General features: G+C 40.2%; 24 protein-coding genes. 17 read left to right on the forward strand and 7 right to left on the reverse strand.

Annotation, left to right across the window (positions count from 1 at the left end):
• Nucleotides 1–18 precede the first annotated feature (18 nt).
• The 4 genes from TPSD3_RS08635 to TPSD3_RS08650 all read left to right on the forward strand — a co-directional run bounded on the left by TPSD3_RS08635 (nt 19) and on the right by TPSD3_RS08650 (nt 2840).
• On the forward strand, nt 19–582 hold the full coding sequence (locus TPSD3_RS08635; protein ID WP_086488145.1) for an Lcl C-terminal domain-containing protein: 564 nt from the start codon (nt 19–21) through the stop codon (nt 580–582).
• A 375-nt stretch (nt 583–957) separates the two neighbouring features.
• Entirely contained in the window at nt 958–1215 is a 258-nt protein-coding gene (locus tag TPSD3_RS08640) for a DUF2442 domain-containing protein (RefSeq protein WP_086488146.1), read from the forward strand.
• A gap of 628 nt (nt 1216–1843) precedes the next feature.
• Nucleotides 1844–2134 (forward strand): DUF2442 domain-containing protein, encoded by a 291-nt coding sequence (locus tag TPSD3_RS08645; protein WP_086488147.1) that lies wholly within the window; start codon nt 1844–1846, stop codon nt 2132–2134.
• 457 nt (nt 2135–2591) lie between these two features.
• Nucleotides 2592–2840, forward strand: a complete 249-nt coding sequence (locus TPSD3_RS08650; RefSeq protein ID WP_140048519.1) for a DUF4351 domain-containing protein — start codon at nt 2592–2594, stop codon at nt 2838–2840.
• Nucleotides 2841–3048: 208 nt separating this feature from the next.
• Here TPSD3_RS08650 and TPSD3_RS08655 read toward each other — a convergent pair whose 3' ends face one another.
• Entirely contained in the window at nt 3049–3252 is a 204-nt protein-coding gene (locus TPSD3_RS08655) for a hypothetical protein (protein ID WP_086488149.1), read from the reverse strand.
• Nucleotides 3253–3921: 669 nt separating this feature from the next.
• Here TPSD3_RS08655 and TPSD3_RS08660 point away from each other — a divergent pair.
• Nucleotides 3922–4233, forward strand: a complete 312-nt coding sequence (locus tag TPSD3_RS08660; RefSeq protein ID WP_086488150.1) for a hypothetical protein — start codon at nt 3922–3924, stop codon at nt 4231–4233.
• 43 nt (nt 4234–4276) lie between these two features.
• On the opposite strand, the gene TPSD3_RS08665 is transcribed toward TPSD3_RS08660, so the two are convergent.
• The 4 genes from TPSD3_RS08665 to TPSD3_RS08680 all read right to left on the reverse strand — a co-directional run bounded on the left by TPSD3_RS08665 (nt 4277) and on the right by TPSD3_RS08680 (nt 7850).
• Complete coding sequence (locus TPSD3_RS08665; RefSeq protein ID WP_086488151.1) at nt 4277–4660, reverse strand: type II toxin-antitoxin system VapC family toxin; 384 nt, start codon at nt 4658–4660, stop codon at nt 4277–4279.
• Nucleotides 4657–4860 (reverse strand): hypothetical protein, encoded by a 204-nt coding sequence (locus TPSD3_RS08670; RefSeq protein ID WP_086488152.1) that lies wholly within the window; start codon nt 4858–4860, stop codon nt 4657–4659. Before TPSD3_RS08670 ends, TPSD3_RS08665 begins: the two co-directional genes overlap by 4 nt.
• A 148-nt stretch (nt 4861–5008) precedes the next feature.
• A complete protein-coding gene (locus TPSD3_RS08675; RefSeq protein ID WP_086488153.1) occupies nt 5009–5659 on the reverse strand; it encodes a hypothetical protein in 651 nt (216 codons plus the stop codon).
• A complete protein-coding gene (locus TPSD3_RS08680) occupies nt 5643–7850 on the reverse strand; it encodes a restriction endonuclease (RefSeq protein WP_086488154.1) in 2208 nt (735 codons plus the stop codon). The genes TPSD3_RS08675 and TPSD3_RS08680 overlap by 17 nt, the downstream gene beginning before the upstream one ends.
• 226 nt (nt 7851–8076) lie before the next feature.
• Between TPSD3_RS08680 and TPSD3_RS08685 the strand changes: the two genes are divergently transcribed.
• From TPSD3_RS08685 to TPSD3_RS08695, 3 genes are all read left to right on the forward strand, one after another.
• On the forward strand, nt 8077–8532 hold the full coding sequence (locus tag TPSD3_RS08685; RefSeq protein WP_086486665.1) for a helix-turn-helix domain-containing protein: 456 nt from the start codon (nt 8077–8079) through the stop codon (nt 8530–8532).
• Nucleotides 8533–8579: 47 nt separating this feature from the next.
• On the forward strand, nt 8580–9107 hold the full coding sequence (locus tag TPSD3_RS08690) for a transposase (RefSeq protein ID WP_176329665.1): 528 nt from the start codon (nt 8580–8582) through the stop codon (nt 9105–9107).
• Between the two features lie 251 nt (nt 9108–9358).
• Nucleotides 9359–10567 (forward strand): ISNCY family transposase, encoded by a 1209-nt coding sequence (locus tag TPSD3_RS08695; protein WP_217884406.1) that lies wholly within the window; start codon nt 9359–9361, stop codon nt 10565–10567.
• 357 nt (nt 10568–10924) lie between these two features.
• On the opposite strand, the gene speE is transcribed toward TPSD3_RS08695, so the two are convergent.
• Together speE and TPSD3_RS08705 are read right to left on the reverse strand one after the other, a co-directional pair.
• Complete coding sequence (gene speE / locus TPSD3_RS08700) at nt 10925–11770, reverse strand: polyamine aminopropyltransferase (protein WP_086488155.1); 846 nt, start codon at nt 11768–11770, stop codon at nt 10925–10927.
• A gap of 32 nt (nt 11771–11802) precedes the next feature.
• Complete coding sequence (locus TPSD3_RS08705; RefSeq protein WP_086488156.1) at nt 11803–12189, reverse strand: RidA family protein; 387 nt, start codon at nt 12187–12189, stop codon at nt 11803–11805.
• Nucleotides 12190–12703: 514 nt separating this feature from the next.
• On the opposite strand from TPSD3_RS08705, the gene TPSD3_RS08710 reads away from it, so the two are divergent.
• The 9 genes from TPSD3_RS08710 (at nt 12704) to TPSD3_RS08750 (ending at nt 21543) form a co-directional block, all read left to right on the forward strand.
• Nucleotides 12704–14068, forward strand: a complete 1365-nt coding sequence (locus tag TPSD3_RS08710) for a Na(+)-translocating NADH-quinone reductase subunit A (protein ID WP_342587071.1) — start codon at nt 12704–12706, stop codon at nt 14066–14068.
• On the forward strand, nt 14069–15280 hold the full coding sequence (locus tag TPSD3_RS08715; protein WP_086488157.1) for an NADH:ubiquinone reductase (Na(+)-transporting) subunit B: 1212 nt from the start codon (nt 14069–14071) through the stop codon (nt 15278–15280). It abuts the gene before it with no gap.
• Complete coding sequence (locus TPSD3_RS08720; RefSeq protein WP_086488158.1) at nt 15270–16115, forward strand: Na(+)-translocating NADH-quinone reductase subunit C; 846 nt, start codon at nt 15270–15272, stop codon at nt 16113–16115. Before TPSD3_RS08715 ends, TPSD3_RS08720 begins: the two co-directional genes overlap by 11 nt.
• Nucleotides 16116–16126: 11 nt before the next feature.
• On the forward strand, nt 16127–16783 hold the full coding sequence (locus TPSD3_RS08725) for an NADH:ubiquinone reductase (Na(+)-transporting) subunit D (RefSeq protein ID WP_086488159.1): 657 nt from the start codon (nt 16127–16129) through the stop codon (nt 16781–16783).
• Between the two features lie 19 nt (nt 16784–16802).
• Complete coding sequence (gene nqrE / locus TPSD3_RS08730) at nt 16803–17411, forward strand: NADH:ubiquinone reductase (Na(+)-transporting) subunit E (RefSeq protein ID WP_086488160.1); 609 nt, start codon at nt 16803–16805, stop codon at nt 17409–17411.
• 15 nt (nt 17412–17426) lie between these two features.
• Complete coding sequence (gene nqrF, locus TPSD3_RS08735; protein WP_086488161.1) at nt 17427–18650, forward strand: NADH:ubiquinone reductase (Na(+)-transporting) subunit F; 1224 nt, start codon at nt 17427–17429, stop codon at nt 18648–18650.
• A gap of 325 nt (nt 18651–18975) precedes the next feature.
• Entirely contained in the window at nt 18976–20331 is a 1356-nt protein-coding gene (gene mpl, locus TPSD3_RS08740) for a UDP-N-acetylmuramate:L-alanyl-gamma-D-glutamyl-meso-diaminopimelate ligase (protein ID WP_086488162.1), read from the forward strand.
• Complete coding sequence (locus TPSD3_RS08745; RefSeq protein WP_086488163.1) at nt 20328–20945, forward strand: flavin prenyltransferase UbiX; 618 nt, start codon at nt 20328–20330, stop codon at nt 20943–20945. The genes mpl and TPSD3_RS08745 overlap by 4 nt, the downstream gene beginning before the upstream one ends.
• Nucleotides 20938–21543 (forward strand): LON peptidase substrate-binding domain-containing protein, encoded by a 606-nt coding sequence (locus TPSD3_RS08750; protein WP_086488164.1) that lies wholly within the window; start codon nt 20938–20940, stop codon nt 21541–21543. The genes TPSD3_RS08745 and TPSD3_RS08750 overlap by 8 nt, the downstream gene beginning before the upstream one ends.
• Nucleotides 21544–21545: the final 2 nt, after the last annotated feature.

Genomic DNA, 21545 nt, shown 5'->3' on the forward strand with positions numbered 1-21545 from the left:
CCACAAAGGAATTAAACTATGTCTTTAACTGACCCATCCACTGCTGTTTTTTCTTCCGTCAAGCAAATCCGTTTTTGCAAGCGTTTTTTAACCGTAACGGCATTTTCATTGGGAGTTTTATTGAGTTTTAATGTCTGGGCATTACAAATGTGTAATAATGCCATTCGCGCCAGCACCCCTAATGACCGCTTTCAAATCAATGAAGACGGCACTGTCACAGACGTGCGCACCAATCTTGTTTGGAAACGCTGCCTAGAGGGACAAACAGGCGCAAACTGTGAAACAGGAAACGCCTCAAGATTCACTTGGCAACAAGCCCTACAGTACGCAAAGCAAGTGGGCGAAGGCTGGAGATTACCTAACATTAAGGAACTGGCTTCCATCGTTGAATTAAAATGCGACGACCCTGCTATCAACTTGTCAGCGTTCCCTAACACGCGTAGTTCTGGGGTTTGGTCTAGTTCCCCTGTTGCGAGCGGCACTTACAACGCGTGGGACGTGAATTTCGGTAATGGTGGTGCCAACTACTACAATCGCTACTACGACAACAATCACGTTCGGTTGGTGCGCGGCGGACAGTGATTTGCATTTTTGCTTTATTGCTTTTGTCTGAATCGGGATTTTTCTTAATTTTGGAAATTCTGATTCGGACAAATAACGTTCTGAAAATAAATTGATTTTCCTCTTCCTCTTGTTCCCAAGTACCATTTTGGAATACAGTCTTGACCGCGTTGCGGTCAGTCATTCATCAGTCCACCATCCCGTATAAACAGAAATCAAACCCACTTGTTTCAAATCATTACGCGCACTAGAATAACGCCAATGTTCCTCTTTTGGTACTGACCGCAACGCGGTCAAGACTGTATTCCCAAGTGGCACTTGGGAACAAGGGGAAGGGGAAAGGGGAACGGTGAAGAGCCGTTTAAAATTCAACCGCTTCAATAAGGTAATTAAACTATGCCACCTAAAGTAAAATCAGTCACACCACATGATGATTATATTCTCACTATCATTTTTAATAATAATGAAGTTGGCACTTTAGATATGAAACCTTATTTAGACTTTGGCGTTTTTAAACGGATTAAGGATTACTCTCATTTTAAAAATGTCCGAGTTGCTTTTGACACCATTGAATGGCCGTCTGTTAATATCGATCTTGATCCTGAATTTGTTTATCAAAAATGCAAAAAACATCTTTTGACATACCAAAATTAAGTCGTTAAATAAAAATATTCAGCCACTAAAACCGTTTCCTCTTGTTCCCAAGTGCCACTTGGAAATACAGTCTTGATCGCGTTGCGGTCAGTCATTCATCAGTCCACCATCCCGTATAAACAGAAATCAAACCCACTTGTTTCAAATCATTACGCGCACTATACCAAAATTAAATCATTCATAAAATTTTTCTGTCAGAATCAGAATTTACAGAATTTTAGGATTTTCAGAATTAAAGAATAAAAAATCTGTTTAAAATAAATTACTTACAAGAATAAATTTTGAAAATTCTTGTGTCTGTAAATTCTGATTCTGACAAAATAAAGATTCTATGAACCACATCTTTTGGGTATATACCAAAATTAAATCATTCATAAAATTTTTCTGTCAGAATCAGAATTTACAGAATTTTAGGATTTTCAGAATTAAAGAATAAAAAATCGATTGAAAATAAACGACTTGCAAGAGTAAATTTTGAAAATTCTTGTGTCTGTAAATTCTGATTCTGACAAAATAAAGATTCTATGAACCACATCTTTTGGGTATAGAATAACGCCAATGTTCCTCTTTGGGAATTGTGCCAGCGGAATGAAAACCCAAAACCCATTGAACCATTAGAGTAAAAAATATGTTTCTACAGGTAACAGCGGCCAAATATGTAAATGGTTACAAAATTGAGTTGTCGTTTAATGATGGTCGGCATGGTATCGCCGATTTGACAGACGCATTGAGTGGCCCCGTGTTTGAGCCACTGAATAATGAGTCACAGTTTTCTGACTTTCGAGTGGATGAAGAACTGGAAACCATCGTATGGGCAACTGGAGCGGATATGGCACCAGAATATTTATATTTTCAAGCATTCAAAGACAATAAAGAACTACAAGAACAATTCAGGCAATGGGGGTATATTCACCAATAAAAAAAGGGATAAAAAAACAAAAATATAATATTATCATTTTGGCTTATCCCTTTTACATCCCATCACCGAAAATTAAATATATTTAACTTGCCCTTGTTCCCAAGTGGCGAGACTGTAAAAGAACTCCTAAAAATGCCATTATACTCAACAACAATACCAAAATGCGGCTTTACCACTAGAGCAGTTATTAAACGGTAAAATACACTTAATTGAAAAAGTATTAACGGATTATACTGAAGCTGAATTATTAGCGGCGGATGAGCGTTTAATTATCCTTGCGCCATTTACAGTTTCAGAACATTTAGGCAAGCAAGAATTAAAGCAAAAGATACAAGATTGGGGTCAACAAATTCGCAAGATTTACCCCGATAATGAACAACACGAAGAGGCGATTAATATTGTGGAATTATTCCTATTAAATCGCTTTCGTAAACTGAGCAATGAAGAGGTAATTAACATGCTAAATTTAAACTTAATGGACACCCAAGCAGGACAAGATATTTACCACATGGGAATGACCGAAGGCGAGCGCAAAGGACAAACCAATGGCGAACGCGGTATTTTCATGCGCTTATTAAAAAAGCGTTTTGGGAAATTGCCTTATTCTGTGGAGAGTAAAATTGAGAATGCGACATCTGCTCAATTGGAGCAATGGGCTTTGAATATATTGGATGCGAAAACGATGGAGGATGTTTTTCAGAATTAAATTATTTTTTGTGCTGAATAGGAGTTTTCCCCTTGTTCCCAAGTGGCGAGCCTGTAAAAGAACGCCTAAAAATGCCTTTTTTGGTACTGACCGCAACGCGGTCAAGACTGTAAGGGGAAAATGCGCGCCGCTTCATGCTGCTTTTGCGCCTCCTCGTCGCTGTCGTCCTGAATGTAATAACGCGCCAGGAGATTAGTATCCAAGCCAATCATTTGCGCAACATGTTGGCGGGATCGAAATCTACCGGCACGGCGCGTCGTCGGCTTTTTAACATACCAAAGCCTTGCGTGACGGTCTGTTCAATCCGTTGTTGTATTACTGCCTGCAACGCTTCGCGGATAAATTGCTCAGGGTTCGGCAGGATTTGAATTTGCCGCGCCAAGTCATCGGGTAAGGTCAGGGTGATTTGCATGATTGATTCATATCATTAGTACTGGGGACAAGCTCTTTTCGTTGCCCATCATTATGCGATACATAAAGCATCTTTTGGCGAAACGCATCGTTTACACGACGGATACGCTCAAACCTCAACGTATTTTACGTTTACCTATCCAACTTGCACAAGCCCGCGTAGGTTGGGCTGAGCGTCTCTGTTGCGACTTGTGCTGAACCTGTCGAAGCAAGCCCAACACAACGATACCCCAAATACCCAAAACATACGGCACAATGCCGCGTTCCCTGTTGGGCTTCGTACTTCAGCTCAATCTACATTCACTTCTCTTTTACTGTTATTCTAACCGCAGATGCACGCAGATAAAAACATCAACGTTAGTCCACCTTAATACATCAACAAATACAAAAAAAAAACCCCTGTCAACTTCAGTAATTCTCAATTCAAACCCTACCAATCAACTCAAAAATTACACCTAGGAGGTAACCTGTTCTATTTTCCAACGCGATCTCGCTGTATCTGTCAGTTCTGCAAAGAAGGGCGTGTTTGTGTGTTCTTTTACCGCTTCAGTGCGCAGGGTAACGAGTAAATTCATGATTCACCATTCATCACGCATAACTTAGGCTTAATTTGCGATATATTAAAGCCAATCAATAGTATGGCTTATCAAGTTAAAAGAGAAGGTTAAAAATGCCGCTGCTTCGATCACTGCAACATTCTCTCTGGCGTGGGGGCGTGTTTGTCTTATTTTTGCTGCTACTGTTTCCTCACGCCCACGCGCTCTCGCTGGTCGAAGTGCAACGACAGGCGCAAAATGAGGTATTAGGATTAGATGGGGTGGCTGCTGTGGCAGTGAGTCCAGATGGACAACACCTTTATGCGGCCAGTGTGGTGTCGAGTGCAGTGGCGGTGTTTAGTCGGGATGTGAACAGATGTTTGGTAGGGCTTAGTGAGAATTGCTGGATTCGGCTACACTTATGCGACATTTGGGGATTTCATTAGCGGATGACGGCGCAAAAAGACGCGCTTTATCCGCCCTACCCGTCTACAGCGTTTTGACATGCGGGTAAGCCAAAATCTTTTCATCTAATGTCAATAAAGCAACGTTATGGATTCTCGCCGTTGCAACGATTAACTGATTAACCGGGTCTCGATGAAAAGATTGGGGTAATTGTGTTGATTCTATAATAACAGGAAGGCTTAAATCCAAAAGCACAACACCGGGAAATACCAATGCGGATTGTAGCCAATCTTGTACAGCATAACGTAATTTTAGACGTTGATATTCAACAAGTTTGGCAATTTCCCAACAAGAAATCAAACTCACGCCCAAGCCACTTTCTTGGTGTGCGACGAACCGTTTTACAGATTGTTCAGGCAAATCCCCATTTACCCAACGTACCCAGATGTGCGTATCCAACAAAATCACTGAATTACATCCCAATCATTTAGTGCAACAGGCTGAGTGGGTTCAAGATAACTTAATACACTGCCACGCAAGGATAATGGTGTTTTATTATCCATTTTTTGATGAGGAAACTGGCGCAAAACCTTATATACCAATTCTAAATAATCGGTATCAAGCTGGTCTATTTCCTGTTTGAGTTGTTGTTTTGAAACGGTAAACATTTTTCATTTCTCCGTCATCAAGTTGTTTCGCCAGTTGCGGTTTGTAGTCGAGGTGGGCAAAACGTCTTTTTGTTTTGTCTACCATCATGTTGCGCAAAATGGTGTGCATGGTGTGTAACGAAAAGATATTGCACACCCTGCATGGCTGTTATTTAACTGATGAAAGTGCTTTTTTCTGCTTTTCAATTCCAATATTTAATTTGTCACATATTTTTTGTCTTTTGTCATATGGAATATGAAACTTATATATATGACGAATCACTAACATTTTTAGTAGCATGGAAGGAATATGATTATTGCGTATTTCAGATGCAAGATTAATAATTTTTCCTGTATCCAATCCATTAGGAAAATCTAGCTCAATAGCTATATTAACTAACTGTTTTGATATGTTAGGGTCTTTCTTATAAACTGCTTCATATATTGCAGATAACTCTTTTGATGCGGCACTGTTTGCAACCTTTGTAACAAACCCAAGTGAAATTAGAGTCGCAAACTCAAATATAAGACGTTTACTCAAAGCATTCCGTTCTTTTTCAGAAAACGATTTGTCTTGAATAATTCTTGAGATTTCTTGCTCAAAAAAACCAGTATATTCATTAAATACAGTCATTATTTTCTTTAATGAACGTAACCCAAGATTATACGTTTCTTCTAATAAGTCAATTTTGACATTACCATCAAGGGAGCCATAATAATTTTTAGTTATTTGTCCCAGTATTTCTATAATTTTGAAAGCTAGATTAATCTGACCAAATACATCGAGTTCTTTAATATCTGAATTATAATCTGTATACATCGAGTTCTTTAATATCTGAATTATAATCTGTTTCGTTAGTTGGCTCTTTTGGAAGATTTTCATTCAGACTATCTTTAATTTCTAGTTGTTTAGCACGAGTTTCCTCTGGACGCTTATCTTCAAGGATAATTCTTAATTCTGCTTCAACCAAACGATTTATATTGGCAAACTCATCCTCAGCAAAGGTTGCCAGACTGATCTCTGTAAATATTTTTTTAGCCTCTAATAAAATATTATCAAGAACAAATTGGTCTTTTGAGAAATGAACCAAGAATATAACAATATTTGCACATTCCCTTAAATAGAGCCTTTTGGTTAAGTCAGTAATCTTTTGTTGTATATCAACATTTTTTTGCGCATTATCTGAAAGATATTTTCCAACAAAAAAATAATATATATATGAATGATTAAACCGATAAGAATCATTTTCTGATTTTAATATCTTTGATTGGATTAGTATCTTTTTCGTTTTATCAAATTTCCGATCCAGCATCTTTCGATTGCAGAACTCTTCATAAAATTTTCTCGTATTGCTTTCAGATATTTCTTTTTCAGAACCAACAAAGAAGTAATGCGAAAGCTCAGAGAGTAATGAATAATATAAATTAAGTTCAGCCGCTTTTACGCCAGCAGTTCCTAACGCATGTGTAATCAGATAGTTATAGAACTCCGCATATGCACTACCTTGTAATGATTTGACTGTAGATGCTTCAAACGACTGAAGTAATGTGAGTACATATATAGGATATGTTGGCACATAATTATATCCAATAGTAGAATTAATAATTTCTGCTATCTCCATCACTTGATTATGCTTATCCGATTCATAGATAGTATCTACGCGACCAATACTTATCCACGTTTTTATCATCTCATCGCGTAGTTTAAATCCAAGCTCTTTAATACGATACAGATTATACTCAGCCAGTTCAGAAACCAGTTTATCATTAGCTAGAAGTTCGAGTTCCTGCTTCGTGTTCATTAGCCATATGATACTCTCATACTCTTTATCTATAGCTAAGAAAAGCTGAGATGCAGCGTCCTTGTTTAGTGTAGTATTATGAAAATCATCGATAAAAATTATAATCTTTGATTTATCAATCGTACCAACAATTTCATCTGTCACATTTGCATATTGTAATTTGATTTGGCGACGGAGAATTTTATGAAATTTTTCTAGGTTACTAAAATTAATATCGCAGGCGTTAATATAGACGGGAATATTTCCAGACTCTACATAGATTCGTTGAAGTTTCTGAGCAAGCGTAGTTTTTCCAGAAAGTTCATCACCAAATATAATATTTTTTCTGTATTTTTCATCAAACGACATCAGTTCTGCTGATGAAATTTTATCATCTTCATTTACTAATTGCAGATCAGGAAATATAAACAAATCATCTTTGTCTAATACTCTCTTATGTGGATGAGTATACATTACTCCCGTATCTTTAATTGATTGAACATACTCATCATCAAGTCGGAATTTGTATTCTACAACGCCTTTTCCATTTGTTGTTGAGATTGATGCAGGAATAAGCGCACAAAACTCAAACCCACACATTGTAGAGTCAAAAGTTGATAACTTTGAAAGGATGTCACTATCAACAACAATATCACCTGTTTTCGCATCAACAACAAATACGCGGGTATCTGTTTTTTCTTTCTTCTTACGATATGTCCAATATATTCCTACTGGTGTCACTAATAGAGTGGAATCTTGGTATAAATTTCTATTCAGAATTTTTGATATTGAGTGATTGGCAATATCCTCACTTTTTATTACATTAGCATCAACAAGTACTGTAATAAATTTACTTGGCGTATAAATTGTTATATCGGTGCGCCCCTTGGATGTTAGTTTGTCTACTACACCTTTCGCATCCTTTCCAAGCTCACAAGTGCAAATAATCCAAGCTTCCTCGCATTCTTCAAGTTGCATTGCTCCAAGTAATTTCACAATAATACCAGCATTTATATTGTTATCATCTTTGTATGCTTTACATTCAACATAAAGTTTCTTGTTATTGTTAGCTTTATGTTTACACAATAAATCTAATTCAACTCCCGTCTTACGAACTTCACGTTCTACTTCATAGTTTTGTGCGCGTAAAAGGTGCATGGCAAGTTCTTCAAGCAAATCGCCTTTGTCTTTAGTTGTTGCTGACTTACTAACTGCTACTTCGATATTCAAAACTCTATCCTCCAATTAATTAAGCCTGAGTAGGTCGCATAAGCGATAGCGTTATGCGACATTTGGGGGTCCCATCATAGCGAATGACAGCGCACACTTCAACAGGCTCAGTGCAGCAATTCTCAATTCAAACCCTACCAATCAACTCAAAAATTACACCTAGAGAGTGCTTCAATACCAATTTTTTCAGAGTCGTATAATAATACTTTTCAAATAGGAGAGAATAATGAACAAAAGATATGAAGATTTAGAAGAGTTAATGTCAACAGGTGAGGCGAGAGAAGTGAAGCGAGCGATGGCAGTAAGAATGTCTTTGCTTGGTTTTGTGCGTGCGGAAGCGGCTTTAGCGTGTTGTGTCAGTGTGCAATTTGTGGATAAATGGAAAGCCATTTATTTAGCGTCAGGGGTTGAAGGATTAAAGTTAGCGTATAAAGGCTCACCAGGGTATTTAAAGCCGCGTGAACGAGAAGATGTGATTAATTGGATACAAGAAAAGAAGACAATAACAATAGAGGAACTAAAGAGATACTTAAAAGAGGAGTATGATGTTTTCTATTCTTCAAATACTTCTTATACTAAATTATTAGAAGAAGCGAATTTAAGTTATAAGAAGACACACAAAGAGAATTCGGCAAAAGATGAGGTAAAAGTAGAAGCTAAAAAAAAGAGATTAAGGATTTAATAGATAAGGAGCGTGAACAGATAGAAAGTGGAGAGGTAATGTACTGGATGCAAGACGAAAGCCATCAGTTGTGGGGAGATATTTGTGGTTATGTTTGGTCGAAAAAAGGAGAAAGAACGTCAATAAAGATGAGTAATTATCGCACTTCTCAAACGTGGTATGGAGCGGTGAATATTTATACGGGAGAATTTATTTTAGATAGGGCAAAGAAAGCTGATACAAAATATACGATAGACTTTATTAACTGGCTCATTTACAGATATAAAGAAGCCCGTCATGTGATTATTTGGGATGGTGCAAGTTATCATCGTTCTGAAGGTTTAAGAACTTATTTAGAGAAATTAAATGGGGGACTTCCAGAATCAGAATGGAAAGTTCGTTTATTAAGATTTGCGCCCAATGCCCCAGAGCAAAATCCAGTCGAGGATATTTGGCTTCAAGGTAAGAATTGGGTCAGAAAGAATTTTCATCGTCTATCAAGCTTTAAAGAAGTCACTAGTATGTTTGAGACCTTTTTGTCAGGTAAATTGTTTAAGTTTAATAAAATTAAACAGTATCTTATACCTAATATCTAGCTAGATATTAGAACTTAATTTGTTTTTATATCTCACATAATTTTGGTATAGCAGCAATTCTCAATTTAAACCCTTACAACCAACAATGTTTTTATAACTGATTGAAAGTAAAGATGATGAACAAACTCGAAGCATTTTTCCAAAAAAATCAGCAATATTTTTTTGACTACCTGATTGGTCGAATAATAGAAATGTCTGAAAATTTGTCTGATAGTCGTAAGACTAAAACAGCGAACAACCTTAAATATAGCATGAGTGATGCTTTTTTGAGTGCTTTTTCTGTTTTTTTCACACAAAGCTCTTCTTTTCTCGATTATCAAACTCGAATGGAAAAAGCACACGGGAAAAATAACGCCCAAAGTATTTTTGGCATACATAAAATCCCCAGTATGAATCAAATTCGTAATTTACTGGATACTGTTCCTGAAACCGAAATTTATCCACTATTTTTTGAGCTTAATCAATTTCTCTATGATAATGGTTTTTTACAAAACTTCATGAGTAAAAACAATGGATTATTTATTGCTTTAGATGGCACTGATTTTTTCAGTTCTCAAAAGATTTCTTGTCCATGTTGTTTAAAAAAAGATTTGGTTAACGGTAAAGTTTTATATCGACATAGTGCATTAACTCCCGTTATCGTTGCACATGGACAGTCCCGCGTGATACCGCTGCCGCCTGAATTTATTCAGGCACAAGATGGCGCAGAAAAACAAGATTGCGAAATTAATGCGGCAAAACGTTGGTTGGACAACTGGGGTAAATATTACAGCTTGTGGCAAGCCACTTTGTTAGGGGATGATTTGTTTGCGCATCAGCCTTTTTTTGAAAAAGCCATTGCGCAAGGCTTTGATATTATTACTTCTTGCAAGCCAAACTCTCATCAAACAACTCATGAGTGGCTGTCTGAATTTGAGCAAATGAACAAAATACAGTCGCTACAAACCCATCATAAACACGGAAAACAACGAACAACCCGACATTATCGTTACATGAATCAAGTTCCTTTGCGTGATGGTAACGATGCGTTAATGGTTAATTGGTTCGAGTTGGTAGAAATTGATGGACAAGGGAAGCAAAAATACAAAAATAGCTGGATAACCACCCATAAAATAACAGAAAAAAACCTTGCAGAACTGACAGATGCAGCGAGAGCGCGTTGGAAAATAGAAAATGAAAACAACAATATTCTAAAGAATAACGGCTATCATTTTGAGCATAACTTTGGTCATGGTAAGCAACACTTATCTAACTTACTGGCTACGTTGATTTTATTGGCTTATTTAACGCATACGATGCTAGAATACTTGGATGAGACCTATGAAAAAGTACGTCTTTTGTGTCCATCAAGACGCACATTTTTTGAGCAGTTACGCACCCTGATGCAATATTTAGTATTCGATAGTTGGCAGCATTTGACCGATTTTATGCTTGAAGCCCTCTCTAGGCGTAATTCTTGAGTTGCTTGGTAGGGTTTAAATTGAGAATTGCTGGTTCGGGGTAGAAAGTTTTAGCACCTCTTGATATGATGCTAATGCTTGATTGTTTCAATTTCCCGTTCGGGGTAGAAAGTAAAGATTCTTGTGCAGGAACAGAAACATAAGAAAGTTTCAATTTCCCGTTCGGGGTAGAAAGTCGCTGTTAGCTATTAACGTGATTATTTATGACGCGTTTCAATTTCCCGTTCGGGGTAGAAAGAGAAAGAGAATAACAGCGATTGAGTTTCAACTTTGGGAGTTCTTTTACAGCCTGATGCCCCTACAATGGACTAAGGCTGTAAAAGATTCTCACCACTCGACGATAAATTTAACTATAAATCAACCATTTCCCCGCAAAAACGGGGGCAACACCAAACTTGCTGCATGAATCTCCGCAGAATAATACATTGTATCAAATGACTTCTGCTCTGCGTCTTTCACTCTGTATTTGGTTAAAGATTGCGAACGGGCTAAAGTCGCCGACCATAAACCCGACGGGTAAACACATTGGGGAAATAATAAAGCTTGCGTTTCGGTGAATCCTACCGCACGCATCGCCTCACCTGTCGCACGAAATGTGTCGAAATGCAGAAAAGGTGACTCACTTTGTTGTACTAAAATGCCATCAGAACGCAATACGCGACGACATTCCGCATAAAAAGGCGCGTTAAACAATCCCTCCGCGGGGCCGACAGGATCAGTGCTGTCAATAATAATCACGTCTAAACTGGCATCAGGCGCGTTTTTCACCCAAGCAATCCCATCTTCAAACAACAACCGCGCCCGCACATCCCCATTCGCCACACACAACTCAGGAAAATAGCGCGTTGCCAATGCCGTCACACGCTCATCAATTTCCACTTGAGTCACTTTCTCAATTTGCTCATGTTTCAGCACTTCGCGTAATGTACCGCAATCGCCTCCACCGATAATTAAAATATCACGCGGATTGTCATGAATAAATAAAGCGGGATGTGCCAGCATTTCATGATAAAAAAAGTTATCCCGTGCCGTGAGCATAATAACGCCGTCAATCGTCATTAAATGCCCAAACTTTTCTGTGTCATAAATGGCGATTTTTTGGAATGGGCTTTGTTCCTCATGCAATTTGGCTTTAATTTTTAAAGCCGTCACGCAATCTGCTCCCATCACATCGTCATCTAAAAACCAATTCTCAATAATCATTATAAAACCCTAATAAAATCCAATCTATCCGCTTAATCAGCTAACACCAAAATCGCATCCATTTCCACCCCAACGCCTTTGGGCAACGCCGCCACACCTAAGGCCGCACGTGCGGGATAAGGCGGCTGAAAATAATCCGCCATGATTTGATTCACTAAAGCAAAGTGCGATAAATCTGTTAAATAAACCGTTAAACGCACCACATCACTTAAATCGCCTCCTGCGGCTTGTGCGATGGCTTTTAAATTCTCAAAAACTTGACGAATATGCGCCGCCATATCGCCTTCGCATACGGTCATCGTTTCTGGAATTAAAGGGATTTGTCCTGAAATATAAACGGTATTGTCCACCTTAACGGCTTGGGAATAAGTGCCTATGGCTTGTGGCGCATTGGATGTGTTAATAATCGTCCGATTCATGGCTTAAAAACCTCGCTAATAAATAAGTTAATTCGTTCAATGATAAAAGCAAAAAAAGCCGAAATAGCTTAACGGAATTAGAGATAAGGTGCAATTCATTTTGCGCCCAAATCCACAGGGGCTGTACAAAATAGTGCATTTTTCTAATTTTTAGAACAAAAATGGTGCAAATTATCTCACTTTTTTGCTGCTTGCTTGCTAAAAATTGCCTTATTCACTAAGAAATCACCATAAAGCAAAATCGGTCATTTTTTTGCTATGCACCATCCGTCGTCATGTCACGGTTTCTGTGGCTTTCTCAAGTTAAATTAGTTTATTAGAAAACACTAATATCACTTATTTTTCGCCGCATTGCATTGCATCTAAAAACAAAACACGGTAGTTTAGACCGTCTAAACAATAGTGATGGGATTATATGCAATTGTTTGGTTGAGAATTGTCTTTTAATTCATTGAATTGGCGCGTTATTGGGCATATTGCCGAACGTTGCCTTAGGTCACGGTGTGAATGTTTTATGATGCAAATCAACATTGATAAAGGACTCGATCTACCTATTTTAGGCGACCCCTTGCAAATCATTCATGAAGATGCCAATCCCGTCCGCACAGTTGGGTTGTTGGGCAGAGATTATTTGGGATTAAAACCTTCAATATTGGTGCAAGAAGGGGAGCGCGTTAAAATTGGACAGGCGTTGTTTTTTGATAAAAGAAATCCTCTGATTAAATTCACTGCACCCGCAGCAGGGGTGGTGTCGGCGATTCATCGCGGCGCAAAACGGGTGTTGCAATCGGTAGAAATTACCATTGATTCTGAGGAAGAATCTTTAACTTTTCCTCATTATAATCAAGAACAATTGCTACATTGTTCTCGCCAACAAATTCAAGAAAATTTGTTAAATAGCGGCTTATGGACAGCATTAAAAACTCGTCCTTATAGCAAAATTCCTGATCCTGAAACATCTGCGCATTCTATTTTTATTACGGCAATGGACAGCAATCCATTAGCGGCTGATCCTGCGGTGATTATTGCGCAATATGCCGACGATTTTAAGAATGGAATTGTGGCATTAACGCGTTTGACAGAAGGCGCTGTGTTTGTGTGTCAAGCACCCGAAGCGAACGTGCCAACCGTACAACACAAACAAGTACAATATGTGGCTTTTGCAGGGCCACATCCCGCTGGTGTGGCGGGTACTCACATACACTTTTTAGACCCCGTCAATGCCCATAAAACCGTGTGGACAATTGCTTATCAAGATGTGATTGCGATAGGTAAATTATTGACCACTGGGAAATTATGGTGTGAACGGATTATTGCTTTAGCGGGGCCAGTGGTGCATCGTCCGCGGTTAATTCGGACGCGCTTGGGGACGAATACAGAAGAATTGGTGGCGAATGAATTAGCTCACACGCAATCTCGTATTCTTTCTGGTTCTGTTTTTTCGGGTCATCGTGTCGCACAAGCAGTGCATTTTCTCGGTCGTTATCATACACAAATCACAGCAATTGAAGAAGCGAAATTGTCCGAACGGGAGTTGCTTGGTTGGTTGCGTCCCGGTGAAGAGAAATTTTCAGTGATTAATTTATTTATTTCTAGCTTAAAACGCGCCACTAAAAAATTCGCTTTTAACACCAATCAAAATGGTAATTTCCGTGCAATGGTGCCTTTTACCATTTACGATGAAATTATGCCATTGGATATTCTAACTTCTCCCTTATTGCGTGCCTTATTGGTGAGCGATACGGATATGGCGCAGGCTTTGGGTTGTTTGGAATTAGATGAGGAAGATTTGGCTTTATGTACATTTGTCTGTGTGGGCAAATATGAATATGGCCCTATTTTGCGTGCCAATTTAGATAAAATAGAGCGAGAAGGTTAAATGGCTTTACGACGTTTTTTGGATAAAATTCATCCTCTTTTTTTAAAAGGCGCACCATTAGAACGCTTTTATGCGATTTATGAAATGGTGGACAGCGTCCTTTACAACTCAGCTAAACCCACGCAACATGCCCCTCATGTTCGAGATGGGATTAACTTGCAACGGGCAATGACTTACGTGGTTTGGGCGACCATTCCTTGTATTTTAATGGCGTTGTGGAATACTGGTTATCAAGCCAATACGGCGATGGCTGCATTGGGATTGAACGGGATTGATGGTTGGCGCGGAGCAATATTGGGACTTTTGGGAGTCGGTTTTGACCCTAACAGCCTTTGGGATAATGTCTGGCACGGGTTAGCGTATTTTTTACCCATTTATTTTGTCACACTTGTGGTCGGTGGAATTTGGGAAGTGTTATTTGCTGCGGTGCGCGGCCACGATGTCAACGAAGGTTTTTTAGTATCTTCGATGTTATTCGCACTGATTTGTCCACCGGATATTCCCTTGTGGCAAGTGGCGATTGGTATTTCTTTTGGTGTGGTCATCGGTAAAGAAGTATTCGGTGGCGTAGGCAAAAATTTCTTAAATCCTGCTTTGACCGGACGCGCTTTTTTGTACTTCACATTTCCCGCCGAAATGTCAGGGGATACCGTTTGGGTGGCCGTCGATGGGTTTAGTGGCGCAACTTCTTTGGGTTTAGCGGCGTTGGGCGGAGTCGATTCGATTACAAACAGCGGTATCACATGGACACAATCGTTTATCGGCATCGAAGCGGGATCGTTGGGAGAAACTTCTGCGCTGGCGTGTTTGTTGGGCGCGGCGTTTTTGCTTTATACACGAGTGGCTTCATGGCGTATTATTGCTGGCGTGTTTTTCGGCATGGTGGCGACCAGTTTGTTGTTCAATCTGATTGGAAGTGATACAAATCCAATGTTTGCCATGCCGTGGTATTGGCATTTTGTATTAGGTGGATTTGCGTTTGGGATGATTTTTATGGCGACCGATCCCGTTTCCGCCGCCATGACACAACAAGGACGCTGGATTTTTGGCTTATTGATCGGCGCAATGACGGTGTTAATTCGCGTGGTTAATCCTGCTTATCCTGAAGGCATTATGTTGGCTATTTTATTTGGTAATTTATTCGCGCCATTAATTGATTATTTAGTGGTTAAAGCGAATATCCGCAGAAGAGTAAAACGCAATGCAATCTAATTCTCCCTCACTGAATCCATTACAACGTTTTTTACAGCAACCCAATGATAGCACTAGCAAAACGATAGGTGTTGCTTTGGTGTTGTGTTTGGTGTGTTCGGTTTTTGTGTCGGCAGCGGCCGTCTTATTAAAGCCTTTACAAACGCAAAATAAATTACGCGATTTTAAAGAAAATATTTTAGCCGTCGCGGGTTTAGAACCCATTGTGGCGAGTATGGGTAAGGATTATGCGCAATTGTCTTTATTGGATAAGTTTGCGTTTATTGAAACGCGAATTGTCGATTTAAGAACAGGCGAATATGCGCCACATATCGATCCCACTCAATTCGATTTACAGCAAACTGCACGCGATCCACAAACCAGTGATGTATTATCAAAAGCAGAAGACATCGCAGGCATTCAACGGCAGCCGCATTACGCACCTGTGTACGTCGTGAAAACGGCGGATCAGGTGCATAAGGTGATTATTCCGATTTATGGCAAGGGGCTATGGTCAACGCTATACGGATTTTTATCCTTGCGTGCCAGTGACTTGCGGGTGGAAGGCATTAGTTTTTATGCGCATAAGGAAACACCAGGCTTAGGCGGAGAAGTCGATAATCCCAATTGGCGCGCTCAATTTGTTGGCAAGTCGGCTTACGATGCCGATGGCGTGGTGCGCTTGGCTCTGGCGAAACAAAGCACAGGCAGCGAATTGGCTGATTTGCATTACGTTGATGCGCTGTCGGGAGCGACATTGACCAGTCGCGGTGTTACGCAATTATTACAATTCTGGCTCGGTGAACAAGGTTTTGCACCTTTTTTACGCAGCCAGTTTGGTCAATCTGGAACTTAGGGGCGATCTTTATGTCACACACAATTAAGCACACCTTAACCGATCCATTGGTTAATAATAATCCCATTGCATTGCAAATTTTAGGCGTTTGTTCGGCCTTAGCTGTTACCACAACATTAGCGACCGCTTTAATCATGAGTTTATCGTTGACGGTGGTCACTGCTTTTTCTAATTTATTTATTAGTTTATTACGGCATCATATCCCCAGCAATATTCGCATTATTGTGCAGATGATTATTATTGCATCTTTAGTGATTGTGGTGGATCAATTGTTACAGGCTTTTGCTTATGAATTAAGCAAGCAATTGTCTGTTTTTGTCGGTTTAATTATCACCAATTGCATTGTTTTAGGTCGTGCAGAAGCCTTTGCGATGCAGAATCCTCCGCTTCCTAGTTTCTTAGATGGAATTGGCAATGGTTTGGGATATAGTTTGGTGTTAATTATTGTCGGCATTATTCGGGAATTATTGGGATCGGGTTCTTTGTTAGGCGTGTCGATATTGCCGTTAATTACGGAAGGGGGTTGGTTTCAACCCTGGGGCATTATGTTGTTGCCGCCCAGTGCGTTTTTTATTATTGGCTTACTTATCTGGGGCTTGCGCACGTGGAAACCCGCACAACAAGAAAAACCCAGCTATCAACCAGTTAAACGACTTGAGAATATTTAGGGCTTAAATAGGTGAAATAATGGAACATTATTTGAGTTTATTGGTCAAGTCTATTTTTATTGAAAATTTGGCTTTGGCTTTCTTTTTGGGAATGTGTACTTTTCTCGCCATTTCTAAGAAAATTGAAACGGCATTTGGTTTGGGTGTTGCTGTCGTTGCGGTGCAGATTATTACTGTCCCTATTAATAATTTAATCTATCAATTTTTATTGAAAGATGGTGCATTGGCATGGGCAGGATTTCCTGATGTGGATTTGAGCTTTTTAGGCTTAATTAGTTATATCGGTGTGATCGCTGCATTGGTGCAGATTTTAGAAATGTTATTAGATAAATATTTCCCCAGTTTGTACCATGCTTTAGGGATTTTCTTGCCTTTAATTACGGTAAATTGTGCCATTTTAGGCGGCACTTTATTTATGGTCGAACGCGATTATAATTTTTCTGAAAGTGTCGTTTACGGTTTCGGCAGCGGAGTCAGTTGGGCTTTGGCCATTGTGGTATTAGCCGGAATTCGGGAAAAATTAAAATACAGTGATGTGCCTGACGGATTACAAAGCTTGGGCATTACTTTTATTACCGCAGGGTTAATGTCATTGGGTTTCATGGCATTTTCTGGCATTCAGTTATAATATAGAGAGGTACTTATGCTAGAAATTATTTTAGGTGTATTATTATTCACTGCGGTTGTCATTCTATTAGTATTCGTTATTTTGGCCGCCAAGTCGAAATTGGTCGCCAGCGGTTACGTGAATATTGTCGTGAATGACGAAAAAACCATTCAAGCCAAAGTCGGTTCTAAGTTGTTGGGCGCGTTGTCCGATTCACAGTTATACGTGTCATCGGCGTGCGGCGGCGGCGGCACGTGCGCCCAGTGTCGCGTGAAAGTATTCAGCGGCGGCGGCGCAATTCTCCCCACGGAACAAAATCATATTACTAAACGCGAAGCCAAAGCTGGGGATCGCTTGTCGTGCCAAGTCGCCGTAAAACAAGATATGCGTATTCATGTACCAGAAGAGGTGTTTGGCGTTAAAAAATGGCTGTGTACGGTGCGATCTAACGACAATGTCGCCACTTTTATTAAAGAATTGGTGTTAGAATTGCCACCCGGTGAACATGTGGATTTTCGCGCAGGCGGTTATATTCAAATCGAAGCCCCACCACATCATGTTAAATATCAAGATGTTGCGATTGCTGAACGGTTTCGTGAAGATTGGGATCGGTTTCAGTTGTGGCGTTATGAATCTGTGGTGACTGAGCCTGTTTTACGGGCTTATTCGATGGCGAATTATCCCGAAGAACAAGGGATTATTATGTTGAATGTTCGTATTGCGACACCGCCGCCGCGTGCGCCTGAAACCACGCCACCGGGCAAAATGTCGTCGTATATTTTTAGTTTAAAACCCGGTGATCAGGTGATGATTTCGGGGCCATTCGGGGAGTTTTTCGCCAGAGAAACGGATCACGAAATGGTGTTTATCGGGGGCGGCGCGGGCATGGCCCCGATGCGGTCGCATATTTTTGACCAATTACGCCGCTTGAAAAGTCAGCGTAAAATGACATTTTGGTATGGGGCGCGCAGTAAACGTGAGATGTTTTACGTGGAAGATTTCGACATGTTGGCGCGGGAAAATCCTAATTTTACGTGGCACGTTGCTTTATCCGAGCCTTTGCCCGAAGATCAGTGGATAGGATACACGGGATTTATTCACAATGTGTTGTACGAACACTATTTGAAAGATCATCCCGCACCCGAAGATTGCGAATATTACATGTGTGGCCCGCCGATGATGAACGCCGCGGTGATTAATATGTTGGAAGGGCTTGGTGTAGAACGGGATAATATTTTGTTGGATGATTTTGGGGGGTAAATTAGCGTTTATTTTGTTGCTTTATTCTGGTGTTTCAAACCTATTTATAGATAGCCATTTATCGGTTTGGTATTGAATCGCTAATGCACAGAGGAGGGTTTTACTTAAACTGTGCGGTTAAACTAAAACCTTCCTCTTCAAAAACTGAACAATGTCATTGTTAAGCCCATCGAAAATCTTTTAAAAAGCCACTATCATAGGGCAGTTGATTGTTTCGTAATGTAGAGGATAAATCTCGCTTTATCGTGTCACGTGTGGCGCATTCAAAACAAGATTTAAAAAACTTTTACACATGATTTCACCTTAGTACAGTACATTTCACATCATGCACATTCACCTACTCGGCATTGGTGGCACATTTATGGCGGGATTGGCACTGTTAGCACGCCAACTAGGTCATACCGTAACAGGTTCTGATCACGCCATTTATCCCCCCATGAGCCAGCAATTGGCCGCACAACAGATTACTTATTTTGAAGGCTACGATGCCGCGCATTTATCGCCCGCGCCCGATTGTGTCATCATTGGCAATGCCATGACTCGCGGTAATCCAGAAGTAGAAGAAGTGTTAAATCGACGTTTATTCTATTGTTCGGGGCCACAATGGCTGTTTGATCATGTTTTGCGTGATCGGTGGGTATTAGCAGTCTCAGGGACGCATGGTAAAACCACCACCACCAGCATTTTAACTTGGATACTACACCATGCAGGCTTGGCACCGGGCTATCTCATCGGCGGAATCCCTGAAAATTTTGGCGTATCGGCTGATCTTGGGAATAGCGCATTTTTCGTGATTGAAGCAGATGAATACGACAGCGCATTTTTTGATAAACGCTCTAAATTTCTGCATTATCGCCCGAATACTCTGATTATTAACAATATAGAATATGATCATGCCGATATATTCAAGGATTTAGCAGCGATTCAACAACAATTTTACTACTTAGTTCGCGCCCTACCGTCGCAAGGTTTAATTGTTCACGCCCAACAAAGCAGTATCGAAACTGTTTTACAACGCGAATGTTGGACTCCCCGCGAAACCTTCGGCGATTCTCACGCCCAATGGCAAGCCGACACGATAGAAGACAACGGCTGCCGTTTTCAAGTTAAGTATAACAATAAATCCGTTGGGGATGTGAACTGGTCAATTTTCGGACAACATAATGTAAACAACGCCCTCGCCGCCATTGCCGCGGCACGTCATGCGGGTGTACCCGTCGCGCTGGCTTGTGAGGCGTTGGCCACGTTTCAAAACGTCAAACGTCGCCTAGAATGCCGCGGAATCGTGCAGAATATTCATGTTTACGATGATTTTGCCCATCATCCCACTGCCATTGCGGTGACTCTCGCCGCATTACGCGCCCAAATCGGCCAACAACGCCTTATTGCCGTATTAGAACCGCGATCCAATAGCATGAAACAAGGTGTGTTTCGTGACAGTTTAGCCGAATCGCTGCAATTAGCCGATCAAGTTATTGTCTATCAACCGCCGCAATTAAGTTGGTCATTAGCCGAATCATTAGCCCGTTTACCACAGGTTTATTTATTTCAAAATACCGCCTTGCTATTAAACCATTTATTAAGCGAAGTGAAACCGCATGATCATGTGTTAATTATGAGCAATGGCCATTTTGAACAATTACACGATAGATTATTGCAAGGATTAAAACAACAGGCATGAGTACATTACCGATTGCCGTTGCCATAACGGGAGCTTCTGGCGCAATGTATGGCTTAACGCTCATTGAGAAATTATTGCAATTGGGAGAAACGGTTTATTTAATGATTTCTAAAGCAGGTTTATTAGTCATTGCGATGGAAACTGATTTAAAATTATCGCCCCACACCGCACAAACCGAGCGTTTTTTAAGCGATTATTTTCACGCCGCACCGGGTCAATTGCGCGTTTTCGGACAAGAAGAATGGACAGCCCCCGTTGCCAGCGGCAGCAGCGTCCCCAGAGCGATGGTGGTGTGTCCTTGCACCAGCGGGACATTAGCGGCGATTGCCCACGGATTAAGTCAAAATTTAATCGAACGCGCTGCCGATGTGGTTTTAAAAGAAAGGCGTTTATTAATTTTAGTCCACCGAGAAACACCCTTGTCCAGCATTCAATTAGAAAATATGTTGACTTTAACCCGCGCAGGCGCAGTTATTTTGCCTGCCAATCCGGGCTTTTATCACCGTCCTAAACAGGTTGACGAATTAATTATTTTTATTGTGGCTCGAATTCTGGATCAATTACGAATTGAGCATTCTTTATTGCCGCGCTGGGGAGTTGAAATGAATGAGTAAAAATGATGTTGAATTAACCGTGCCATTATTTCCATTACACACGGTTTTATTCCCTGGCGGTATTGTGCCATTACGCATTTTTGAGCCGCGTTATTTGGACATGGTCAGTCATTGTTTACGTACAGATAGCCCGTTTGGCGTTTGTTTGATTCAAGAAGGCAGCGAATTGGATCATCAAGTGCAAATTCACGACACAGGGACATTGGCAAAAATTATTCATTGGGATCGACGGGCGGATGGCTTGTTAGGCATTGATGCACAAGGACAACAACGTTTTCGCGTGTTATCGCGCCGCACATTAAGCAATCAATTAATTGAAGCCAGAGTAAAATTATTAGCCGATGATCCCGTGCAAGAATTACCTCATCTTTTTGAAGAATTAGCCGATATTTTAGCCCATTTATTAAAGCAATTGGACAAGCATTATTGCAGTTTATTAAACATTGATTATCGCAGTGCCAATTGGGTCAGTCATCGTTTAAGTGAATTATTGCCTTTACCGTTAAAACAACGACAACAATTATTAGAATTAGACAATGCGTTAAAACGTTTGGTGTTATTACAAGAATCTGTGGCCATCATGAAATTACGCGGCTAATT

Origin of the sequence: Thioflexithrix psekupsensis (assembly GCF_002149925.1) — a bacterium.
Classification (GTDB): Bacteria; Pseudomonadota; Gammaproteobacteria; order Beggiatoales; family Beggiatoaceae; genus Thioflexithrix; species Thioflexithrix psekupsensis.

What these genes read in the sequence shown, in the direction of transcription:
- TPSD3_RS08725 (WP_086488159.1), top strand. Translation starts at nt 16,127, where the DNA reads ATGTCACACACAATTAAGCACACCTTAACCGATCCATTGGTTAATAAT.
- TPSD3_RS08705 (WP_086488156.1), bottom strand. Translation starts at nt 12,189, where the DNA reads ATGAATCGGACGATTATTAACACATCCAATGCGCCACAAGCCATAGGC.
- TPSD3_RS08685 (WP_086486665.1), top strand. Translation starts at nt 8,077, where the DNA reads ATGAACAAAAGATATGAAGATTTAGAAGAGTTAATGTCAACAGGTGAG.
- nqrE (WP_086488160.1), top strand. Translation starts at nt 16,803, where the DNA reads ATGGAACATTATTTGAGTTTATTGGTCAAGTCTATTTTTATTGAAAAT.
- TPSD3_RS08640 (WP_086488146.1), top strand. Translation starts at nt 958, where the DNA reads ATGCCACCTAAAGTAAAATCAGTCACACCACATGATGATTATATTCTC.
- mpl (WP_086488162.1), top strand. Translation starts at nt 18,976, where the DNA reads ATGCACATTCACCTACTCGGCATTGGTGGCACATTTATGGCGGGATTG.
- TPSD3_RS08720 (WP_086488158.1), top strand. Translation starts at nt 15,270, where the DNA reads ATGCAATCTAATTCTCCCTCACTGAATCCATTACAACGTTTTTTACAG.
- TPSD3_RS08655 (WP_086488149.1), bottom strand. Translation starts at nt 3,252, where the DNA reads ATGCAAATCACCCTGACCTTACCCGATGACTTGGCGCGGCAAATTCAA.
- TPSD3_RS08650 (WP_140048519.1), top strand. Translation starts at nt 2,592, where the DNA reads ATGCTAAATTTAAACTTAATGGACACCCAAGCAGGACAAGATATTTAC.
- TPSD3_RS08745 (WP_086488163.1), top strand. Translation starts at nt 20,328, where the DNA reads ATGAGTACATTACCGATTGCCGTTGCCATAACGGGAGCTTCTGGCGCA.
- TPSD3_RS08710 (WP_342587071.1), top strand. Translation starts at nt 12,704, where the DNA reads ATGATGCAAATCAACATTGATAAAGGACTCGATCTACCTATTTTAGGC.
- TPSD3_RS08690 (WP_176329665.1), top strand. Translation starts at nt 8,580, where the DNA reads ATGCAAGACGAAAGCCATCAGTTGTGGGGAGATATTTGTGGTTATGTT.
- TPSD3_RS08675 (WP_086488153.1), bottom strand. Translation starts at nt 5,659, where the DNA reads ATGTATACAGATTATAATTCAGATATTAAAGAACTCGATGTATTTGGT.
- TPSD3_RS08695 (WP_217884406.1), top strand. Translation starts at nt 9,359, where the DNA reads ATGAGTGATGCTTTTTTGAGTGCTTTTTCTGTTTTTTTCACACAAAGC.
- speE (WP_086488155.1), bottom strand. Translation starts at nt 11,770, where the DNA reads ATGATTATTGAGAATTGGTTTTTAGATGACGATGTGATGGGAGCAGAT.
- TPSD3_RS08635 (WP_086488145.1), top strand. Translation starts at nt 19, where the DNA reads ATGTCTTTAACTGACCCATCCACTGCTGTTTTTTCTTCCGTCAAGCAA.
- TPSD3_RS08660 (WP_086488150.1), top strand. Translation starts at nt 3,922, where the DNA reads ATGCCGCTGCTTCGATCACTGCAACATTCTCTCTGGCGTGGGGGCGTG.
- nqrF (WP_086488161.1), top strand. Translation starts at nt 17,427, where the DNA reads ATGCTAGAAATTATTTTAGGTGTATTATTATTCACTGCGGTTGTCATT.
- TPSD3_RS08715 (WP_086488157.1), top strand. Translation starts at nt 14,069, where the DNA reads ATGGCTTTACGACGTTTTTTGGATAAAATTCATCCTCTTTTTTTAAAA.
- TPSD3_RS08670 (WP_086488152.1), bottom strand. Translation starts at nt 4,860, where the DNA reads ATGTTTACCGTTTCAAAACAACAACTCAAACAGGAAATAGACCAGCTT.
- TPSD3_RS08750 (WP_086488164.1), top strand. Translation starts at nt 20,938, where the DNA reads ATGAGTAAAAATGATGTTGAATTAACCGTGCCATTATTTCCATTACAC.
- TPSD3_RS08645 (WP_086488147.1), top strand. Translation starts at nt 1,844, where the DNA reads ATGTTTCTACAGGTAACAGCGGCCAAATATGTAAATGGTTACAAAATT.